The organism is Eubacterium ramulus, from assembly GCF_045002895.1.
GTDB lineage: Bacteria > Bacillota > Clostridia > Lachnospirales > Lachnospiraceae > Eubacterium_I > Eubacterium_I ramulus.
Window position 1 is genome coordinate 3,025,454 of the sequence record NZ_CP173382.1, and the last position, 19,772, is coordinate 3,045,225.

Annotated in this window: 21 protein-coding genes and 1 tRNA gene; 1 reads left to right on the forward strand and 21 read right to left on the reverse strand. The window is 37.3% G+C overall.

The genetic code is table 11. The annotated features are described in order from the left end of the window. Positions 1 to 273: 273 nt before the first annotated feature. The 21 genes from ACIRUQ_RS14040 to ACIRUQ_RS14140 form a co-directional block, all read right to left on the reverse strand. Positions 274 to 510, reverse strand: coding sequence for a hypothetical protein (locus ACIRUQ_RS14040; RefSeq protein ID WP_055289863.1), 237 nt, complete (start codon positions 508 to 510; stop codon positions 274 to 276). Positions 511 to 741: 231 nt separating this feature from the next. Next, complete coding sequence (locus ACIRUQ_RS14045) at positions 742 to 3,066, reverse strand: site-specific integrase (RefSeq protein ID WP_404856503.1); 2,325 nt, start codon at positions 3,064 to 3,066, stop codon at positions 742 to 744. Positions 3,067 to 3,199: 133 nt separating this feature from the next. Next, positions 3,200 to 3,616 (reverse strand): helix-turn-helix domain-containing protein, encoded by a 417-nt coding sequence (locus tag ACIRUQ_RS14050; protein ID WP_242853583.1) that lies wholly within the window; start codon positions 3,614 to 3,616, stop codon positions 3,200 to 3,202. Positions 3,617 to 3,736: 120 nt separating this feature from the next. After that, positions 3,737 to 3,913, reverse strand: coding sequence for a helix-turn-helix domain-containing protein (locus ACIRUQ_RS14055; protein WP_003864535.1), 177 nt, complete (start codon positions 3,911 to 3,913; stop codon positions 3,737 to 3,739). 650 nt (positions 3,914 to 4,563) lie between these two features. Then, positions 4,564 to 5,112, reverse strand: coding sequence for a GNAT family N-acetyltransferase (locus tag ACIRUQ_RS14060; RefSeq protein WP_055289867.1), 549 nt, complete (start codon positions 5,110 to 5,112; stop codon positions 4,564 to 4,566). 21 nt (positions 5,113 to 5,133) lie between these two features. After that, positions 5,134 to 5,610 (reverse strand): dihydrofolate reductase, encoded by a 477-nt coding sequence (locus ACIRUQ_RS14065; RefSeq protein WP_055289869.1) that lies wholly within the window; start codon positions 5,608 to 5,610, stop codon positions 5,134 to 5,136. Positions 5,611 to 5,916: 306 nt separating this feature from the next. Continuing rightward, positions 5,917 to 6,714: a plasmid recombination protein gene (locus tag ACIRUQ_RS14070; RefSeq protein WP_242853584.1), complete on the reverse strand. Its 798-nt coding sequence runs from the start codon at positions 6,712 to 6,714 to the stop codon at positions 5,917 to 5,919. Positions 6,715 to 7,202: 488 nt separating this feature from the next. Then, positions 7,203 to 7,316 carry a helix-turn-helix transcriptional regulator gene (locus tag ACIRUQ_RS14075; protein ID WP_242853585.1) on the reverse strand — a complete coding sequence of 38 codons (114 nt, stop codon included), beginning with the start codon at positions 7,314 to 7,316 and terminating at the stop codon, positions 7,203 to 7,205. Between the two features lie 35 nt (positions 7,317 to 7,351). Continuing rightward, the gene (locus ACIRUQ_RS14080; protein WP_055289875.1) at positions 7,352 to 8,860 is read right to left on the reverse strand and encodes a hypothetical protein; all 1,509 of its coding nucleotides are present in this window, start codon (positions 8,858 to 8,860) and stop codon (positions 7,352 to 7,354) included. A 120-nt stretch (positions 8,861 to 8,980) separates the two neighbouring features. Beyond that, positions 8,981 to 9,358, reverse strand: coding sequence for an SdpI family protein (locus tag ACIRUQ_RS14085; RefSeq protein ID WP_055289877.1), 378 nt, complete (start codon positions 9,356 to 9,358; stop codon positions 8,981 to 8,983). Between the two features lie 67 nt (positions 9,359 to 9,425). Further along, positions 9,426 to 9,827 (reverse strand): hypothetical protein, encoded by a 402-nt coding sequence (locus tag ACIRUQ_RS14090; RefSeq protein ID WP_341437567.1) that lies wholly within the window; start codon positions 9,825 to 9,827, stop codon positions 9,426 to 9,428. 13 nt (positions 9,828 to 9,840) lie between these two features. Further along, positions 9,841 to 10,137, reverse strand: a complete 297-nt coding sequence (locus tag ACIRUQ_RS14095; RefSeq protein WP_054704435.1) for a hypothetical protein — start codon at positions 10,135 to 10,137, stop codon at positions 9,841 to 9,843. A gap of 9 nt (positions 10,138 to 10,146) precedes the next feature. After that, a complete protein-coding gene (locus tag ACIRUQ_RS14100; protein WP_054704433.1) occupies positions 10,147 to 11,145 on the reverse strand; it encodes a DUF6017 domain-containing protein in 999 nt (332 codons plus the stop codon). 78 nt (positions 11,146 to 11,223) lie between these two features. Continuing rightward, the gene (locus ACIRUQ_RS14105; protein ID WP_054704424.1) at positions 11,224 to 12,135 is read right to left on the reverse strand and encodes a ParB/RepB/Spo0J family partition protein; all 912 of its coding nucleotides are present in this window, start codon (positions 12,133 to 12,135) and stop codon (positions 11,224 to 11,226) included. Next, positions 12,125 to 12,910 carry a ParA family protein gene (locus tag ACIRUQ_RS14110; protein ID WP_029471073.1) on the reverse strand — a complete coding sequence of 262 codons (786 nt, stop codon included), beginning with the start codon at positions 12,908 to 12,910 and terminating at the stop codon, positions 12,125 to 12,127. Before ACIRUQ_RS14110 ends, ACIRUQ_RS14105 begins: the two co-directional genes overlap by 11 nt. A gap of 14 nt (positions 12,911 to 12,924) precedes the next feature. After that, a complete protein-coding gene (locus ACIRUQ_RS14115) occupies positions 12,925 to 13,794 on the reverse strand; it encodes a ParB/RepB/Spo0J family partition protein (RefSeq protein ID WP_055225867.1) in 870 nt (289 codons plus the stop codon). A gap of 422 nt (positions 13,795 to 14,216) precedes the next feature. Next, positions 14,217 to 14,290: transfer RNA gene (locus tag ACIRUQ_RS14120), tRNA-Arg, on the reverse strand. An 846-nt stretch (positions 14,291 to 15,136) separates the two neighbouring features. Continuing rightward, on the reverse strand, positions 15,137 to 16,027 hold the full coding sequence (locus tag ACIRUQ_RS14125; RefSeq protein ID WP_055289881.1) for a DUF3881 family protein: 891 nt from the start codon (positions 16,025 to 16,027) through the stop codon (positions 15,137 to 15,139). A gap of 3 nt (positions 16,028 to 16,030) precedes the next feature. Beyond that, positions 16,031 to 16,558: a DUF4446 family protein gene (locus ACIRUQ_RS14130; RefSeq protein ID WP_336303077.1), complete on the reverse strand. Its 528-nt coding sequence runs from the start codon at positions 16,556 to 16,558 to the stop codon at positions 16,031 to 16,033. 78 nt (positions 16,559 to 16,636) lie between these two features. Beyond that, positions 16,637 to 17,572 (reverse strand): ParB/RepB/Spo0J family partition protein, encoded by a 936-nt coding sequence (locus ACIRUQ_RS14135; protein ID WP_021738102.1) that lies wholly within the window; start codon positions 17,570 to 17,572, stop codon positions 16,637 to 16,639. A 2-nt stretch (positions 17,573 to 17,574) separates the two neighbouring features. Beyond that, a complete protein-coding gene (locus tag ACIRUQ_RS14140) occupies positions 17,575 to 18,342 on the reverse strand; it encodes a ParA family protein (protein ID WP_022035410.1) in 768 nt (255 codons plus the stop codon). Between the two features lie 428 nt (positions 18,343 to 18,770). Here ACIRUQ_RS14140 and ACIRUQ_RS14145 point away from each other — a divergent pair, with 428 nt between their 5' ends. Then, positions 18,771 to 19,718: an alpha/beta fold hydrolase gene (locus ACIRUQ_RS14145; RefSeq protein ID WP_022035973.1), complete on the forward strand. Its 948-nt coding sequence runs from the start codon at positions 18,771 to 18,773 to the stop codon at positions 19,716 to 19,718. The last annotated feature ends 54 nt before the right edge of the window (positions 19,719 to 19,772 follow it).

Below are 19,772 nucleotides of genomic sequence, written 5' to 3' on the forward strand. Positions count from 1 at the left end.
TATTTTATCTTACTTAACTTTATGCGTCTTGTCAAGCAATTTCTACAGTTCTCTATAGTATATGCCGATGTCATTTATCATATACCATTATTTTGCAATGGGAATGGGTTTTCAGTCTCCATCCCGACCACTGGAACAGGTTTAAGGTCTCTGTTCCGACCTTATATACATCTTTTATATTTTAATTATGCATGATAACTTTAGAATCTGTAACAAGTTGTTGCAAAATTAACTGCTTATTTGTGACACCACTGGTGACACAAAATCCACTTATTATACCTTCATCGTCTTTGCCAGTGATGTAAGCAACGCTGCCATCTCCGGATTTCCCAGCACTTTCATCAGCAGCTCCGCATCCACTCCATCCGGTACAGTAATTGTACTGCCGCCTTCATCCTGATTTTTCATCTGCGGATTGAGATTTTCCTTATTATAAAAAGCATTCTCCATCGGTTCCACATTCTTTCTTCGATTTTCATCAAGGATATGACCATATACTTCCGTCACCATGTCTGCCTACACATGACCAAAATCTCCACTACTGAGTTTCAGTTTGTAGGTAACATTGGTATGACGCAGACTGTGAAATACTACATCCGGCAGTCCCAATTTTTCTATAATATCCTACATTTTGTCCTCATATAGCTGTCTCCTATTGGAAGTCCAAAGTTGTTGCCATGACCAGATTATAATTCTAATTTTATCACAAGGTACATTGTAAATCCCAACTCATGACATCCTCTATTCCTCCATATCTTCTTCAATATTCCCCTCATCTTTAAATTTAAAAAACTTTGAATTGTAATATTTTGAATTTAACTTTATCTTCATAACCTCATAAAAATTCTCTTCATGCGTAGAAATTATAATCTGCCAATTAGTTTCGGTAATAATTGTCCTTAAAACATCAATAAAAGAAAGAACATTCAGATCATCAAAATGCCCTATTGGATCATCAATAAAAATTGTATTAACTTTGGGATTTGATTTTGATAATGCACCTCCTAAGAATACACTCAATGCTACTGTATTTAGCTGTGCAGAACTGAAAAATAATTCCGGCATAATCCCCTCGCTTTCATCGTTTTTTACCTTGATATAAAGCTCTGGAGCACTATCTTCATTCATATTTATCTGATACTGTAATTGTTTGAATCGTTTATGAGGTTGTATCTTAGAGTATATCTGATTAATTGTAACGCCACCAAATGCTTCCTTTATATGATTCTCCATCTGGCTTTGCACATTCTTAAAAATTTGTTCTGCCAAACTTTGTTTTTGGCTGTAAAGTTCTTTTTCCTGCTGTAATTTTCCCTGTTCCTCAAACATCTGATTATATTTGTTTATAAACTGTTCAACAACAACATTACTGTCACACTGATTCCAAATATCTAATTTTTCTTTAGCTATCTCTATTTCTGACTCAATTTTTTTACGATACCGTATAATAGTTTTTTTGGATATTTGCTTTTTTGCAAAAAGAGTTTTCTTATATTGGTCATAGCGACCCATTCTATCAATAGACTTCTCATCCATATCTACCAAAAGCTTTTTATATTTATCAATATTATCTGTGTAATATATTTTATAATCGTTTAACTCTTCCTGCAGCCTTTGCTTTTTATCTTCATTCTGCTGTATATCCAATACATATTTTTGTACTAGACTTTGAAATTGTCCATTTGAAAAAATTTGTCTTTGCTGCATAATTTTTTGCTTTTCTAAATTAGAAAGATCATTGTTAAAAGCATCTATTCTCATTTTCTCATCATTTAATATTTTCTCAATTTGTTCAATTTCAGTATTAACCATCCTTTGTTTTTTTTGCTGTTCATTTATCTCATTTTCCTTTTCTTTTTGCAGATTGCTTATTATGACTATTTTTTCACTGCATGCGGTATCTACAGATTCCTTTAAAATGTCTTTTATACTCGTCCCCAGTTCTTGTTCTATAACCTGTTTTAAGTTTTCTTCTTCACGTTTTATTTTTTGAATTTTCAATTGCCTTTCTTCATACTCTCTTTGATATTGCTCTATATCATTTTCACACTTTAAAATCAACTTATTTAATTCACATATACGATCATTTATTAATACTTGTATGCTGTCAATACCTTTCTTATGTCCTTCCTGTGCCTCTTTTAGTTTCTGTCCCGCATTAACCCATTCTGTTTTTAATTTTAATAGAATAGTCCTCTGACCAGATAAATCTATTTTTCCAAGTAATTCATCCTTGTTACTAAATTTACTTTTGCATACAGGACATGTGCATGAATTACTTTTTTGAATTTCCCTTTTTGCCAAAGTAAGAAGTTCATCTAAGTTATCAACTTCCTCTCGCATTGTTTCATACCGAGATTTTGCATCTGCTTCTTCTGCCACTGCCTTTGCTAATGCAACTCTACTATTATTCTCATAATCTACATGCCCCTTTATCCACGGATACTCTAATGTTGTACCCGCAGTTATAGATTGTAGAAAATTCTCACACCCTTCCGTAAATACCTGATTTAAATATCGTACTTCCTTTTGATATATCTGCTTTTGTTTATCTACACTTTCTTTCTCTTCTATAAGTTTTTTTAAAACATCTTCTTTAAATAATTCTTTTCTCTTTTCATTTAAATCCGTAATCTGCTGTTTCCATTCTTCCCAATGCTTCAATACATCGTTTTTCTGTTGTTCAATCTTAATAACTTTTTGTCGTAGACTTTCAATGTAACTAGTAATATTTTCCAACTCAAATCTGCTATTATTTAATTTATTATTATCTGTCGAATATTTTACATTCAACTCAATATTTTTTTGATATTCATCGAACCACGCTTCATCAAAGACTCCCAAAAGTTCATCTCGGCTCTCTATAAGTTTTTTTCTTTGTTCTTCTAATACTTCAATTTGTGACAAAAGTTCTCTCTTTTTCTGACATTTAGCAATGATTTTCCTACATCTATCCTTTCTGTTTAACCATTCCTGCTGTAACTTTTTAAAGTCTTTATATTCATTAAAATTATTTTGTAGAAATTCGCATTGCTCATTTTTAGAACATTTGTTTGTTATATACATATTTATTTGCGTACCAATATTAGTATTAAATAATTTATCATTTATAAAAACCTTTTTATTTTCATCATACTCTATGGGCACTAAGTCAGGGATTCTTCACAATAATCACAAAATGTACTATTAATCACTTCTGTCACATCATTACTTCCATTTGATTTTTCTTGAGTAAATCATAAACAAGATACTCATCAACACCCAACAGATCCGCAACTTCCTTAACGGAATAGGACCAGGATTTCAATTCTTTCCCCGGTTCTTCTCCGGTAACTTTATGGTATTTAATCTGATTGGCGTACCATTTTTCAAAGCTGGCAATATTGATTCGTATCTTTCCGGCAATCTCTTTAGATTCAAAAACATTTTTATGCACCAGCCAGTATCGATCTGTCTTTTTTAATCCCAGCAGCTTTCCCATTTCCGGCACGGTCATCCAGGTTCTCTTTTGTGTCGGACGCCGTTTGTAAGGACTGTCTTCTGATATCTTTGAAATGATCTCTTCAACAGCGTCCATTTCCGGAACTTCTTTTTGTTTCATAATTGCTGTTGCCATTTATTCTTCACTTCCTGTCTTTTTTAGTGTTAGTGTTTTTTCTTATATCATATCTCAAATCCAGATAAAAATTTAGGATGTCGATTGCAGACAAAATCTGCCTGATCAACACCCTGTTTTTTATTGTTCCAAGTTATCGAGCCAGTCATCGAAACTCTTCTTAGAGATGCGATACTTTCCGCCATCCAACTGGATCCACCGGAATTCCTTTTTCTTTAAAAGGTTATAAATAGTAGGTCTGCTGACTCCTAAGATTTCCTGTAACTCTTGAACTGTATAACATCTTTTTTCTGACATTTCTTTATCCTCTTTTCTTTGAAATATGAAAGAAAAATTATCCCTTCATATAACGAAACGCTCAGAGCATGTTTTACAGTGGTCAAAAGCAAATTTTTTTACTTTTTTTCTTACGAGTTTTCTTTAATGCAACTCGTAACATTAGATTTTTACATTTTTCATGAAATCAAGTAAAGAAAAAGAGCATATGGAATTGAATCCATACACTCTATGATTACTGGAACTTTATTTCATTTTTAATTCAACAAACATGAATTGGGAATGAACCATTCCAAAGGATGTTATAGCTCATTACTATTTGTTATTTCATCATCTGCAAACCCTTGTAAACACTAAATTTGCAGATGTTTTACTTTCCCTTATGATTTCCCTTGTGTTATATCATTCCATAGTGCTTTATGAGTGCTGATAAGGGAAAAAACAAGGGAAAGAATTTACTGTAACACAATATAACACCTGATGGGCAATCGAACTGTTGAAATGCTTTTTACGAAGTCCTCGCCACTACATAATCACCATTTCTGGAATAGAATATTCTATCTGTTGAATCGGAGCCATATTATACTGTCTACACGCTTCATTAAACTGTTCTGATGTATACCATAACCGCCATTTAAAATTTACTTTTCCATGTCTTATAAGGACTACTTTCATAGCTTCTTCATCATCCAGTATGCATCCATATAGGATTCATCTGTATATTTCATGTTATTTGGTAATGTTCCATATTTTTTAAATCCCAATTTTTCATACATGGCAATAGCATCCTTGTTCTCTTCCATCACTTCTAGCTCCGCCTGTTCGTAACCCACGCTTTTTGCAACATCTAGAATAGTCTGCAGCATAGCCTTCCCTATACCGCATCCGCAGTATTCTTTGTATAATGCAATAGCTACATCACATCTATGATTGTACCTCTTATATGGAGCAATGCTCATGAGAGAGCAGTTTCCTATGTGCTTCCCGTCAATAAGTGCAACAAGCATGAGCTCACGTTCATCATCTATCTTAGATTGGATAAACTGCTTTTCCTTTTCTTCCGTAATCGTTATTTCATCAGGTTCTCTAATTAAGTAAGGCGTCTCGGCACTTGTTGTCTTCAAATACTTTATAAGATCCGCAGAGTCTTCTGGTCTTGCATTTCTAAAAACTACAGTTCTACCCATTTTGTCCTGAATAGATATTTCCTCAAATAGCATACTAATCCTATTCCTTTCAAATCAGTGCTGTTTTCTAACATAAACAGTTCTCGTATATTTTATTTCGTCCCCTAAAGTCTCACCTTTTGTTATAACATAATCATTTTCATTAAATTCAGGAAAGAAAACATCCCCATCTTCAACATTTATATGAATCTCAGTTATGTACATCTTGTCTACTAAAGGAATTGCCTCCTTATACAAGCAATATCCTCCAGCAATATAGATGTCCTGATTCCCTGCCATCTTAATAGCTTCTTTTATAGAACTTACGGTAGTGAGATTTTCAGCTTCAAACCTTTTACTTTTTGATACAACTATTGTCTTTCTGTTTGGTAGGGGATGTCCAATCTCTTCGTATGACTTTCTTCCCATTACAACGATATTTCCTGTTGTAAGTTCCTTGAATTGTCTCTGTTCACCCTTAATTTTCCAAGGTATTTGTCCATTCTTTCCAATAACATTATTTGTCGATCTTGCAACTATTAATCCAACCATTTTATACCTCATAGCATATAATAAGCGTGTTTTATCTATGTTAACTCTGGAGCTTTTGAATCTTGCGGATTGTCAATATCTATATCACTCAAAAGCTTATCCAACCATTTTTCATATGTGGATTCTTTGAGGAAACTATCAAGTGCACCGCTTCCATTTATCTCTCCGATCCTTATTCATAAAACTATCTCCTGTAAAAGTGTCACCAGTGGTGACATTTTCTTATCTTAATGGTACAAAACACCAAAATATATCCTACCACAAATAGCAACTGTTTTCAATGAAAATCCCAGTAACCACGCGGCTTTATCGGGTTATATCTTTCTTCTTTTGTACCGGTTTTCTTTCCTCATTTTGTCGTCTTGCTTCTTCCTGCGCTTCGGCAAGTCTTGCCCTAACCGATACCCTTGTCTGTTCCGCATGTCTGGCAATCTTTCTTGCTATATCCTTAGTCTTTTCGATTACCGTTGTCAGTTTTCTCATTACTTTTTTCAAGACTGGAAGTGTCTTTTCGGGATTCGGTATCTCTACAAAAACTTTTCCAGTGCTTGATTTAACAGGATGCTCCAGTGCTTTTACGAACCCTGTTATACTGTCATAATCATCTTTATCTGCTCCCAGGTCTGTCAGTCCGTCCTTAAGTTCCTTCATTACCGGAAGTTCCTTTTTCTCTAATTCTTCAAGCCATTTTTCCGTATCTTCTTCCGCAATCAGCTTTGCTTCCTGTATATTAACGATTTCGCTTTGTACCTGCCGTACCTGCTCATTCGCATCGAACACGGATTGATATGCTACTTCCTTTATCTCTTCTGCATGCTTTGTTGCATCTATTGCTTCCTCAAATGCGCTCTTTGCTTTCAGTTCCGCTATGGTACGATTCCCACCGATAGTTGTACCGTTAAGAACCGGGAACAGCCCCTTCTGAGAGTGCTGATCCATGTATTCCTGTAGTACCCTGTGGAACACATTCATCTCAGTCATATTCATAAGTTCTTTGGCACAGACCTTAACCCTTGGTTCCTTGTCGGGATGCTTTTCGTTCCACTTTTTATCATCTACTATGGGGATGAAGAGGAAGTGCATATGTGGAGTAGTCTCGTCCATATGTACATATGCCGATATCACATTCTGTTCCCCGTATCTTTCGGATAAGAACTTATAAGATAATGAACATATACGCCCACGGTTCAAGAGAGTCCAAGAAAAGCAGTGCAAAACTCTTGGATAAAGTAGTCGGATAAAAATGTTTCCCTTGTATCTACCTCATAAGGGCAAAAACAAGGGAAAACACGTATCCAATTACAATATGAAGGCTCACAAGCCTCGTAAATAAGGGAAAGTAAGTAATTCAGTTAGGCAAACTTGAAGTTGTATCATCACTTATCTTTTTTTGAGAAAATAAGACTGCCAGATATACCAAAAGATATACCCAGACATATTCCGATTCCAATTCCAGCCATGCTGTTTAATGAGTTTATGGAAACAACGCTCCAAAGTATTGTTGCGATTATTCCGATAGTGACTCCTATAATTATCTTTTTGCTTTTCATAAGCTTTGTCCTTTAACTTCCGATTTTTCAATCCGAATAATTTTAGTTTGCCGCTTCCCATTTTGCAATCGCCGAACGGGACACATTCATTTTTTCTGCAAGCATTTCTTGTGTAAACCCATTTGCACTTCGCAGTTGTTTTATTCTTTCTCCCATTGTCATATAATGCACCTACTTCCCCAGAATTTATTTTACCACGTATTCTTCTGTTCATCTGTCACCTGCATCGTATCCGTATTTACCAGATAAAAATCTACCAATTCGGTCTCGTAATTACCGTCTGGATATACTTTTTCTAACACCAGTTCTTCGCAAGAATTACCATCCGCATCCGTCTTCGCCCCGTTGTCATACAGACAATATTTTACATTTACCGTATTACCATCTTTTGTTTCCTGCGTTTCACTGACAACACCATAGATTTCTCCTTTTGCATTCGCAGTGTAACTGAATGCCATATTTTGAAGTGCATTATTCTCCTGAAGATAATTATAGACCGCCAGCATCGCATTCTGAATCGTCAGACCATCATGCTGTCCTTCTGCCTCATAATCTTCTACCACATCTCCGTTCTGAGTATCTTCTGTCACTGGGGAATCCTCTGTATCCGCATCCGATGATTCTTCGTTATCTTCTTCAGCATCCATTATATCCGAAGAATCCGAAGACCACCACAGACCATCCATACTCTGCATAACAAATGGATTATTGGTTCGATATCTCCGCTCGCCGCCATAATCCTCCTGCACGGTTATATACGTATATTTGCTGTCATGACCAGTCACCGTCTCCGCTCCATCCATTCCGAACACTACACTCAGACCACTCATTCCAATAATCAAAAGTGTAAATATCGCAGCAGCTCCAAAAATGATTATTAATGCCACTCTGTTTTTACCAGGCTGTATGGATAATGCCTGGCAATTGTGTCTGTACAAGCTTACGATTCCCCAGATTAAAAGAATCGCCAGACTGATTGTAATAACAGCAATCGATATTTCTGCGAAACGATATCTCACTTCATATCCCATATCACGGTTTATACCATACCACAATCCGTAAAAGAAGGTACTATATGCAAGAATCAAAGTAATGACACTGATCCGTACCGGATGCTCTTTCTTATCCGGCACTACCTTTTTCAGTGCTTCTACCATCTGCACTGTATCTCTCTGCTCTATCCATTCAGCAAGCTCAGCTTCTGGCGGATATACACATTTAGTATCCGGAATCCCTGCATAACGCATCTGGCTCTCTTGAAGCCCTTCTGTATCTCCTGCCACTACTGCTGTAACCACTTTCAGGTAATAATACACCTTCAACTGTGCCGGATTAAATTTATCTATACAAATATCTTCCAGCTCCTGTGTAGCCCGTTCATAATTGTCAAGAAGTATACTCATCCTTGCCATAACCAAAAGTATCTGATTCGCCACAGCAGGGTAACGTTGATATTGTTTCTCATATAAATACTGTGCATACTCATGTCGTTCTTCCGGTGTTAACCGGTATGACTTCTTTCTACTCTGTGCCAGCATCGCGATTCGCATACCATAAGCCACTTCTAAAATCGCAATCAGCTGGCAGATAAATGCACCAAATCCCCAGATATCTGTTGTACGATCCACATAGGTTACCAACACAATGCCTAGCATTGCCGGAATCACGATCAACCATTTTGCCCAATCTGATTTTCTCACACTAACACCCTCCTGAATAGTTTTTCTGAATATAGTATATTACCGCACACACCAATCAACCATATACGCATTTTCAATTAATATCATACTGATCCGCTTGTCATCCCTCAAAACTTGAATTTATCGTCTTGTTCCATTCTTATCAAAATTCTTTTTTAATGCTATTTCTGTTGGGAGAATAGATCCAATTAAAGGAATAAGTTGAACACCACAGATAATTCCTCCTATACTCCCAACACAATCTTCATTTTTTCCAATTACTAAAAGCATGAATATTACTGTTATCGGCAACATAACCATTCCACAGACATACCAAACTTTACCACAATATTTATGAGCAAATTCCCATGTGTCTTTGTTCTTCATAGACATCGAAGTCCGATATCCAAATATTGAATTTATTTCCTTGGGAGCCTTTTTCATAAAATATCTTCCAAAACCAATCATCGTAAATGGAAGAAGCAAATCCATAACCAACATAAAAATCCAAAACCCCATTGTAAACCTCCTTTACTACAACTTCCGATTTGCACATCAAATCGTTTTCTTCATTCTATCACAACTTCTATTGATCCGCCATCAGTCTTTCGAACCAGGTATCCATGACAATGATAAACTGGCCTGCTCCTGGCAATTCTTGCAGCATTTCATCAAGAGTTTTCTGTTTCACATATTTCTGCACATACACCCAACAGGCAACGCTACTGGCTTCTGATACAATGTCAGCTATGGTTTTGCGCATAAGCTCTTCAAATTCAGCAATTTCTTCTTTTGGGACAACATCATACAGGGTTGGTGCCTGATGACTTAATTTTACTCCATTTTCATTTGCATCTTTAAGCAGATTCTTAACTTTTTCTCTTGAATTCTCCGGTACTTTCATGTACTCCCACATAAATGCTACCACATCAGATGGTGTGTCTTTTTTTAGTGGTGGTAACTGAATATAATCTTTGTTTTCGCTCATTTTCATATCCTCCTCACGATATAATAAAATCAATAATACGTTCTCTTGTCATGTCCAGTACAGTATCTACGAACACTCCTGCAAAAAGGATCAGATACAGAATTACACTCAGCGAAAACAGAAATGCAACCTGTACCCAGTCATGGTAACAGTATGCAGTTGCTATAATCAACAAAGTGAATATAAAACCAAGGATTCCCCTTACAACCACATAAGTCTGTACTGTCATCTTCACTGCCAGGCCGATCACAAAAAGGATCAGCCATACCGGCAGTAATAATATCTTTCCAGCAAGTTTTAAAATAAACATGTGCACCTCCTATCTTACCAGTCCTGGCATATCATGGTTCACCTCTGCCTGATAATATCCGTTCATCGTTGACGGTGCATTAAACAGGGCTGCTAATAAATATTTCTTGATGTTCTTCACCTTTGTGGTGTTACCACTCATACAGTGTAAGACATACTCGATATGTGAATAGGTCAGCATCAGAAATTTTTTCTTCACCAGTGATGCCGGATACCAGTTGCTGGCAATCAAGATCTTGTCATTTTTACACATCACAGTCTCTACGATCAGGTTCACGATTTCATCTACCTGTCGCATATCGTCATGATGGGTTACTTCCAGTGATTCATAATCAATGGTCTCTTTGACAAGGTTTTCATAAGCCTGATAATCCTCAGAGCGGTTATCGCTATCAAATCTTTTCTCATCCACAGATATGATATGATTAGATTTATTATCATTCATTTCAGTATCACTAAGATTAGTATTATTAGGGTTTGAAATGTAAACTTCTTGAAGTTTGTTTTCGGGACTTCTAGAAGTTTGATTTTGGGACTTCATGAAGTTTAAATTGTAAACTTCTGCAGGCTCTTCATTTTCCACAGAAGTTTGTTTTTTAAACTTCTCTAATCCCTCTCCAAATTTTTTCTCATCTGTTTTCTCAGGCATAAAGGTTTTCACGTAGATAACGTTCACCTTTCCAAATCCCTGCCTGCGTTTCTCAATCAGACCAATTCCTGTTTCGTCATCCAGTTCTCTCATGGATTTGATGGCTTTATTTCTGCCACAGTTCAGTAATTCCATGATATCTTCGATGGAAAAGTAGATATATGCTCTGTTTTTGTCGTCAAACCACTGATTTTTGATGGAAAGAGACATTCGATCCAACATCAGTCCATATAAAATTTTAGCATCGCTTGATAAATCTTTAAAATAGCTGTCTGTAAATAATGCTTTTGGTATGCGGTAGAAGCTGAACTGATCAGCTTCGGTACCGTAAAAATAATTAAATGTCATTTTTTTCTCCATAATTTCCTCCTTTCGTTTTCTGCTAAGAAGTCCTCTTTTTAAACTTCTTTGACTTTGTTTTATTAGCTTTTTCTATCCTTAACAGGACTGTTCCTGCATCCATTTTTCTAATAATGATTCAATCACCTGTTCCATATCTTTGGCTGTATAATCATCCGGAAAATACTTTGTCAGTTTCTTTTCTGAGAAAGTAAGAGACCGGGATACTTTCTTTGCCATTACACAATTATTGAAAATCGATAACATCTGGATCTGATTGATTGGTCCATCATTCAGCTGATTTCTAAGTGCTGCAATCTGTTTTGGTTTGATAAATCCTGTGTCGCAGATATATTCGTAGATCCATCCCTGTACTTCCTTATCAATGTAAGAGATGTCTACAGCAACCGTGAACTGAAGCTTTTTGTTATCTACCAGTTCAAGAAGTTCCGGTATCAATTCTGTCAGACGGATGTAACGCTGAATCTGTTTAGAACTTTCTCCAACTTGCTCTGCTAATACATCCCTAGATACAGTTCCTATTAAATTCTGGTCATTTTGGCCAGAATTACTTTTTGGTCTTCCTGCTTGTCTTTTCATAGCTGCTAATTTCATTTTATAAGCAAAGGCTTTCTCACTCGGCAACAGTTCCTCTCGCTGAATGTTAGCGTCCACCATAGCCACAATGGCATCATCATCTGATAATTCTCTTACGATTGCCGGAATTGTCGTCAGTCCTGCCAGCTGTGCTGCATGCATTCTTCTGTGACCGGATACCATTTCATATTCTTCATTTTCATCCATGCGAAGCAGTACCGGTGTCAGCACTCCATTGATCTTTACACTTTCTACCAGATCCTGCATCTTTTCATCATCCAGCACCTTGAACGGATGATTTTTAAACGGATGGATCTTACTGATCTCTATCTCCATTGCAGATTCTTCATTTACCACACCCAGCAGTTCATCAATACTTGCCAGTTTGATCTTTTCGCCACTTCTATTTTTCATTCTTCAAAACCTCCTGTGTTAAGTTCATATATGCTTCAGCAACCTTTCCTTTCGGACAGTGCATGTAGATACTTTTTCCTTCTGCACTGGTCTCAGCAGCTTTTACGGACATCGGGATTACATTTTCAAATACTTCAATCTGGCTTCCGTAGGTTGTATGTACTCTTGATGCAATGTCCCTTGCATAATTGGTTCTGAAATCTACCATAGTCAGGAGAATACCCTCAATCGCCAGTTTCCGGTTCAGTCTTTTCTTTACTGTAAGAATAGTCTTGATCAGCTGTTGAAGTCCTTTAACAGGCAGATATGCAGCCTGTACTGGTATCAGAACTGAGTCAGAAGAAACCAATGCATTGATTGTCATCATACCAAGACTCGGCATACAGTCGATCAGTATATAATCGTATCGGGATCTTATCGCATCGATATATTCTTTCATGATCATTTCTCTGCTCATAACATTTCCCATCGTTACTTCCAATGCGGAAAGCTCAATATTTGCCGGGAGAAGATCTACATTTTCCTGGTGATGTAGGATACCATCTTCCAAGGAGATTTCTTCTTCATTGATGACATCCATCATGATCGTTGCCAGTGTGATTCGAAGATCATCCGGCTCCTCATATCCAAGACTTGCTGTTAAACTTCCCTGTGGATCCGCGTCAATCAGCAACACTTTCTTACCTTCTCTTGCCAGTCCAATGCCTACATTTACGGTTGTGGTGGTCTTTCCAACGCCACCTTTCTGGTTTACTACGGATATAACTTTACACATGATTTCTTCCTCCTTTAACTTTCCCATGATTCTTTTTTCCATAATTTCAACAGTGCCAGTATTTCCCGCTTCATCATTGCCGGTGTATAGGAATTCGGAAAATACTTATGTAGCTGTTCGTTTGTGAAAGCCACTCTTGTGATTTCACCCTTTTTAACCTCACACATAATTTCTTCCATCTTTTCCAGTGACAACTGCTTTTCTTTACTCAGTTGCCGGATCCTCTGGGCCTGTGAGAGTGACGGGATTGCCTGTGCATACTCCATTGCTACAAGCAGTTCCTTTTGCTCTTTTTCACTTAATGCAGCTATCTCTACAGCCGGACAAAAAGAAATGATCTCATCATCCAGTTTCTGCAACATTTCCGGTATCAGTTTTGTCAGTGAGATATAACGCTGCACTTGTTTTGGACTATCACCACAATCTTCACTGATGATTTCTATTGCCCGCTTTCTTGGTGTTTTGTGGTCAACTTGGCTCTTTTTTCGACCACTTTTTCTTTTTAATACGTCATTCTTCAGTTTGTAAGCAAAAGCTTTTTCACTGTAGCTGATCCGTTCTCTGTGAAGATTGGAATCTACCATGCTTAAAATGGAATCATCTTCACTTAATACTCGGATGATCACCGGTACTTTACGATATCCCAGTTTCTCCGCAGCATGTTTTCTTCTGTGACCGGATATGATCTCATAGTATCCATCCGGTACCGGTCTGACGATCAGCGGATTTAATATTCCATACTTCTCAATGCTTTCCTGCAGAAGAAACATTTCCTTATCATCTTTTACCTGAAACGGGTGCTCTTTGAACGGACGAAGACGCTCAATCTCAATTTCTATGATTCTTTCTTCGTTTTCTCCTGATTGTCTGTTTGGCTCAGTCATCTTGACTCCTTTCCTCCAGGATTCATGAAATAAAAAATGCCTGCCTGGAACTTTTATAGATAGTAAAGTTCCAAACAGACATTGCTGTTTGACCATTAGCTGTAGCTAATAGAATTGAATACTGTTTAAGCTAATTCATGTTTGCAGGTTTGGGAGAGATTGTTTCTTTTCCCGCCTTTTCTCTGATTTACATCCCCGAATAAGGGGTGATAACGGAGCGGAACCCAAATGTTAGCTGGACTTCTTAAAACCCATGTTTGCAAAACGGTAATTTTGATTAGCTGTCAGCTAACAAAAATCGGATTGCGTTAGCTGGAAATTGATTATTTTGAATGGAATTTTGTGTCACGAACGTGATTTGAAAATAACAAAAGCGTTCGTTGTCAGCTAATCCAGCTAACATTTTCGAACGCTTTGAAGCCCGTCGCCAAGAGGATTTGAACCTCCGACCCCTCGCTTAGGAGGCGAGTGCTCTATCCAGCTGAGCTATGACGACACATGCCGCAAACCCTTGATTTTACTGGGTTTCTGGTTTTTTTCCCTTCGGCCATATATAAGATTATCAACTCTTTTTCGAGTTGTCAATCTACAGATTTTTTTGATTTGGTAACATTAGAACGTTCCCCAATTTGGGGAATGCTTTGTTGTCACCATTAGCATTTTTCAGAATAGATTCGAACTGAAAGTTGTTTTTCATTTTTTCCCTTTGGGGAATGCCTCGGCTTTCTCTTAGGAGGCGAGTGCTCTATCCAGCTGAGCTATGACGACACATGCCGCAAACCCTTGATTTTACTGGGTTTCTGGGATTTTTCCCTTCGGCCATATATAAGATTATCAACTCTTTTTTCGAGTTGTCAATCTACAGATTTTTTCGATTCGGTAACATTAGAACGTTCCCCAAATTGGGGAATGCTTTGTTGTCACCTTTGGCATTTTTCAGAATAGATTCGCACTGAAAGTTGTTTTTCATTTTTTCCCTTTGGGGAATGCCTCGGCTTTCTCTTAGGAGGCACTTGTTCTATCCATTAAACTAACAGGACTAATGTCGATTTCTTGGCTTACTTCGCTGACGCTCAGTGACGCGGCAGTCGCCAAAATCCTGCATAAATGCTGGATTTGTGGCTCGTTGTTTACGCATAAAAAGTATGTTGCAATCAACTTTTATATCATATCAAAGAAAGGTGTTTTTCGCAAGTAGTCCATGCAGTTTTGTTTAAATTTAGCATTATTTATTCAGCATCAATTTCCTTATGCATGCTAATTCTGTGTTCGTGAGCTAGTAACGAAAGCAGATTGTGAATGTTCGTTTTACATCAGTTTTTTATTTAAAGATTTTATTTTTCTAATACCCGAAATTTACATGACCCTGCAGCCAGATGCGACCTTTGAAGCGGCGTCCTACCTGTGGTTCCCCAAGCAGATCATTCTGATTGATGCAAATATCAAAAACCAGATTGTTACAGTTAAGATTCAGTATCCAGAGTTTTTCGTTAGTCAGAGAATTTTCGGATTCATAGAAGTTCAGAATTTCTCCGATGACAACATACTGGTCACTTTCAATACCATATGGAATAAAACTGCTTTCCACGATAGACAACACATCTTCTTTCATAATACGGCGGGAGAGGGAAGAATAAAGATCCATGTCGTTCATAGTGAGATTTTCCATGGCACTTTTATTTCCATCCCGGGCCTGTTTCATGAGACTTAGCCGTTTTTCTGAGGATTTCTCCTTATTTGCCAGCTGTTTTGATGTTTTCATAATCGGCAGAAGGATTTTGCCGCCGGTGGAAAGTCCCGCCAGCACGGCGTTATCTGGTCTTATAGTTGTATTGTGTACGGCATTCTTTCTTGCATGGAGGATATCAGCAATATTTTCAATATAGAAAATCAGTGTTACTCCAAGTTTTAACTCGTCACAGATTCCAGCAAAGGCTTCTCTGGCAGCGTGGCGTTCAATTTCGATCGTTTCACAGGTCGTAATCTGAGAACCGTGCAGATATGGATAATAATATTCCATACGAAATTCTTTATCATTGATAAAATTTCCACAGACGGTAATGCCGATGTCTGTACCAAAACTTTTGGAGAAACAAGCAAATTCATTTCCATATTCATCTTTGACAATGTTCTGCTCGTCAGGACGATTCAAAATGGATTCTAATATGAGATATAAATCAGCATTTTTTGTAAGATCTCCGAAACCAATGGATCTTAAAAATGTATGTATCATAGATTATTTCCCTTGTTCATAAGTGTCAGCCAATGCCATTTCCAGAGCTTCTTTCTCCTCTTCCGCAAGCATAATCACGGAATTGCCATCAATAATTTCTTTGATGTATGTATAGCAGCCTTCTCTGCTGTGCATTGCGTTAATAATAAAACCATTGTTTTTCCGGTTTAACAGTGCCAGGGAGAATGATAATTTTCCACCCATTTCATTAAATGCATCGTATTTTACCAGACCAACTTTTTGATAGGTGTTATCCAGGTGATCCAGAACCATCTGTACTTTTTCCTGTGTGTGCTCGTCAGACGCAATCAGATCTTCTACTTGATTCAGACGTTTTACCAGAGTGTCTTCCAGGGATGCGGCATTTTTTCCTGCCATAAACGCTTCGTATTTTTTTTTCAGTTTTTTCATTTTGACTCCATTGACGATCATGATGATGATCAAGATCAAAACAAGAGCGGCGAGACCGACTGTGATTACATCAAGGCTGATGCCGGTCAGATCTTCGATATGTAATTTTAAATATTCCACTTGCATTTTCCTCACTAAAAGTTATATCATGTGCTGTTGCTGTTGCTGTTGCTGTTGCTGTTGCTGTTGCTGTTGCTGTTACTGCTGCTGGATGCTCTGAATAAGTTCAATCAGACGATTCAATTCATCCTGCGAGTAGTATTCAATTTCTATTTTACCTTTTTGGTCATTACGCTGATGAATTTCTACTTTCGTTCCGAAGATTCGTTTCATCTGATCTGCCAGGTCAGCATAAATGGCAGATAATACAGGATCGTTTATCTTTTTCTGCGGAGCATTGTTTTCCTGTAATAATTTGCGTACCAGTTTTTCTGTTTCGCGTACACTGAGTTTTTCATCGAAAATACGAAGTGCCAGCTGATGCTGTAATTCTGGATCCTCAATACTGATCAGACAGCGTGCGTGACCAGTGCTGATCATTTCATCAATGACCATCTGCTGTACCTGTTTGGAGAGTTTCAGTAAACGCATGGAGTTGGTGACAGCAGTTCTACTTTTGGATACACGGTCTGCAATCTCATCCTGTTTCATGTGAAATTCTTCCATTAGTCTGCGAAATGCCTGTGCTTCTTCAATTGGGTTCAAATCTTCACGCTGAATGTTTTCAATGAGTGAAATTTCGACAATCTGCTGTTCTGTCAGATTGCGGACGATGACAGGAATTTCTTTTAACCCCGCCAGTTTTGCGGCTCTCCAGCGACGTTCGCCAGCAATAATCTCATAATATCCGCTTTTTTCCTGCACAAGCAAAGGCTGCAGGATGCCGTATTGTTTGATGGATTCTGCCAGCTCCAGCAGACCATCTTCATCAAAATGTTTTCGTGGCTGTTCACGATTCGGTTCCACCAGGGAAAGTTTTACCATGGTGTCTGGTGTTTCTTTTTTTGTACTTTTCTTTTTGGTAGTTGTACTCTTTTCCTTAACTATTGTCGAATCGCTGCTGTGATCTGCATTTACTTTGTTCACCAGCAGAGAGTCCAGTCCCTTTCCAAGTCCGCCTTTTTTTGCTGCCATGTTTAATCGTCCTCTCTGTCAATTACTTCTTGTGCAAGTAAGCGATAGCTTTCTGCACCTGTGGATTTGCTGTCGTATATGTTAATTGGTTTTCCATGACTTGGTGCTTCTGCAAGACGTACATTTCTTGGAATGATGGTCTTGTAGATTGTAGTATCCAAATTCTCTTTGACATTTTCGACAACCTGCAGAGAGAGGTTTGTACGGGCATCATACATAGTAAATACGACACCTTCCATGTGTAAAGATGGGTTCAGACGTTCCTGTACAAGATTGATCGTATACATCAACTGTGAAAGACCTTCCAATGCATAATACTCACACTGGATCGGCACTAAAACAGTTGAGGCGGTGGTCATGGCATTTACCGTCAACATATTTAAGGAAGGAGGGCAGTCAATAATGATGAAGTCATAATTGTCTTTGATTTTTTCGATTTCATTGTGCAGTACATATTCACGATTTTCAATATTCAGTAATTCGATTTCTGCACCGGCCAGATTTACGTTTGACGGAATTAAATCCAGATATTCAAACTCCGTATGAATCAGTGCTTCATCAAAAGAGCATTCTCCTAAAATCAGCTGATAAATGGTATTTTCACAATTGTTTTTGTCTATACCAAGTCCGCTGGTGGTATTACCCTGCGGATCCATATCAATGGTAAGTACTCTCTTCTCGGCTTCTGCCAAACATGCGGAAAGATTGATTGCCGTTGTTGTCTTTCCAACTCCGCCTTTCTGATTTGCGATTGCGATAATTCTTCCCATACTTTTCCTCATTCCTGTTAATTTATACTCGTATCATATTAATATAGAAGTGGAAACAAATGCTATATTGATATGTCTACTGTGCCGAATATAAAATGTATTCGACGTATCACTTAAACGAGTATATCACTTTTTAAATTAGATATCCAGAGAAAAGAATGTTTCACGTGAAACATTTATAAAAAATTAATGAAAGAAGCTCTTATTTGTCGTAAATAATATTATGGAACTGTATTATTCCATGCGTGTCGTTTGCAAAAGTGTTCATATGCGAGTGATGCGCCGTAAAAGTTGTACTCTTTATAAAATAAACTTTTCACTTCAGTTTTATAAAATAATAATAGATATCATGGAAAAGTATTTGTATCTGAGCAGTCAATGCATTATAATATAAAGAGTAAGAAAATTAGTACGAAAGGGGTTTATTGATGAAAAAGCATATTAAAAATTCTGCATTACTATTATGTATCGTATCTGGTCTGATTATTATTATAAACAAGCTGATCAGTGTTTTTTCACATATGACAGATTACCTGCCAAGCGGTGGTAAATATTATCATTGGAAATATGGAAACATTTATTACACGAAAAGTGGTAAAGGAAAACCGGTTCTTCTGATTCATGATCTGGATCCTACAGCTTCTTCTTATGAGTGGAAAGCTGTAACGAAAAAACTGGCAGAAAATCATACCGTATATGCTATTGATCTGTTAGGATGCGGACGTTCTGAAAAACCGAATATGACATATACAAATTATCTGTATGTACAGTTAATGAATGAGTTTATTTCGAATGTAATTAATGAAAAAACAGATGTTATTGCAACTGGTGATTCTCTTTCTTTTGTAGTGATGGCATGCCAGATGGAGTCAAAATACTACGATCATATTGTTGGTGTCTGCCCGACTGATTTGTATGAACTGGCAAAAGCACCCGGACGTAGAAAAAATATGCTCAAATTCCTGATTGAACTTCCAATTATTGGAACCTTTATTTATAATATGGCAGTCAGCAGAAATCAGATTATTGATGCTTTTGTAAACAATTACTATTATAAAGGACATTTGGTTCCACAGAAGTTGATTCATACGTATTATCAGTCTGCACATATTGGTGACGGTGGTGGCAAATATCTGCTGGCCAGCATTAAGAGTTATTATACAAATATTAATATTGTATCTGCTATTAAGAAAATTAATAACAGCATTTGCCTGATTGGTGGAAAAGAACATCCTTACATTGAGGATGTCATCAATGATTACAAAGAGTTTAATCCGGCAATCGAAGATGCATATATTCCAAATACTACATGTCTTCCACAGCTGGAGGCACCAGACAAATTTGTGAAGCTGGTAAATATTTTTCTGCATGCATAATTGAACGCAGAATGAGCATTCCCCCGCTTTAAGTGCGTAGAGCACTAAGCGGGG

What these genes read in the sequence shown, in the direction of transcription:
- ACIRUQ_RS14050 (WP_242853583.1), bottom strand. Translation starts at nt 3,616, where the DNA reads ATGGCAACAGCAATTATGAAACAAAAAGAAGTTCCGGAAATGGACGCT.
- ACIRUQ_RS14125 (WP_055289881.1), bottom strand. Translation starts at nt 16,027, where the DNA reads ATGATACATACATTTTTAAGATCCATTGGTTTCGGAGATCTTACAAAA.
- ACIRUQ_RS14135 (WP_021738102.1), bottom strand. Translation starts at nt 17,572, where the DNA reads ATGGCAGCAAAAAAAGGCGGACTTGGAAAGGGACTGGACTCTCTGCTG.
- ACIRUQ_RS14075 (WP_242853585.1), bottom strand. Translation starts at nt 7,316, where the DNA reads ATGGGAGAAAGAATAAAACAACTGCGAAGTGCAAATGGGTTTACACAA.
- ACIRUQ_RS14065 (WP_055289869.1), bottom strand. Translation starts at nt 5,610, where the DNA reads ATGGTTGGATTAATAGTTGCAAGATCGACAAATAATGTTATTGGAAAG.
- ACIRUQ_RS14055 (WP_003864535.1), bottom strand. Translation starts at nt 3,913, where the DNA reads ATGTCAGAAAAAAGATGTTATACAGTTCAAGAGTTACAGGAAATCTTA.
- ACIRUQ_RS14090 (WP_341437567.1), bottom strand. Translation starts at nt 9,827, where the DNA reads ATGAGCGAAAACAAAGATTATATTCAGTTACCACCACTAAAAAAAGAC.
- ACIRUQ_RS14115 (WP_055225867.1), bottom strand. Translation starts at nt 13,794, where the DNA reads ATGACTGAGCCAAACAGACAATCAGGAGAAAACGAAGAAAGAATCATA.
- ACIRUQ_RS14095 (WP_054704435.1), bottom strand. Translation starts at nt 10,137, where the DNA reads ATGTTTATTTTAAAACTTGCTGGAAAGATATTATTACTGCCGGTATGG.
- ACIRUQ_RS14105 (WP_054704424.1), bottom strand. Translation starts at nt 12,135, where the DNA reads ATGAAAAATAGAAGTGGCGAAAAGATCAAACTGGCAAGTATTGATGAA.
- ACIRUQ_RS14040 (WP_055289863.1), bottom strand. Translation starts at nt 510, where the DNA reads ATGGTGACGGAAGTATATGGTCATATCCTTGATGAAAATCGAAGAAAG.
- ACIRUQ_RS14140 (WP_022035410.1), bottom strand. Translation starts at nt 18,342, where the DNA reads ATGGGAAGAATTATCGCAATCGCAAATCAGAAAGGCGGAGTTGGAAAG.
- ACIRUQ_RS14045 (WP_404856503.1), bottom strand. Translation starts at nt 3,066, where the DNA reads ATGTATATAACAAACAAATGTTCTAAAAATGAGCAATGCGAATTTCTA.
- ACIRUQ_RS14085 (WP_055289877.1), bottom strand. Translation starts at nt 9,358, where the DNA reads ATGGGGTTTTGGATTTTTATGTTGGTTATGGATTTGCTTCTTCCATTT.
- ACIRUQ_RS14070 (WP_242853584.1), bottom strand. Translation starts at nt 6,714, where the DNA reads ATGGACGAGACTACTCCACATATGCACTTCCTCTTCATCCCCATAGTA.
- ACIRUQ_RS14060 (WP_055289867.1), bottom strand. Translation starts at nt 5,112, where the DNA reads ATGCTATTTGAGGAAATATCTATTCAGGACAAAATGGGTAGAACTGTA.
- ACIRUQ_RS14110 (WP_029471073.1), bottom strand. Translation starts at nt 12,910, where the DNA reads ATGTGTAAAGTTATATCCGTAGTAAACCAGAAAGGTGGCGTTGGAAAG.
- ACIRUQ_RS14145 (WP_022035973.1), top strand. Translation starts at nt 18,771, where the DNA reads ATGAAAAAGCATATTAAAAATTCTGCATTACTATTATGTATCGTATCT.
- ACIRUQ_RS14100 (WP_054704433.1), bottom strand. Translation starts at nt 11,145, where the DNA reads ATGGAGAAAAAAATGACATTTAATTATTTTTACGGTACCGAAGCTGAT.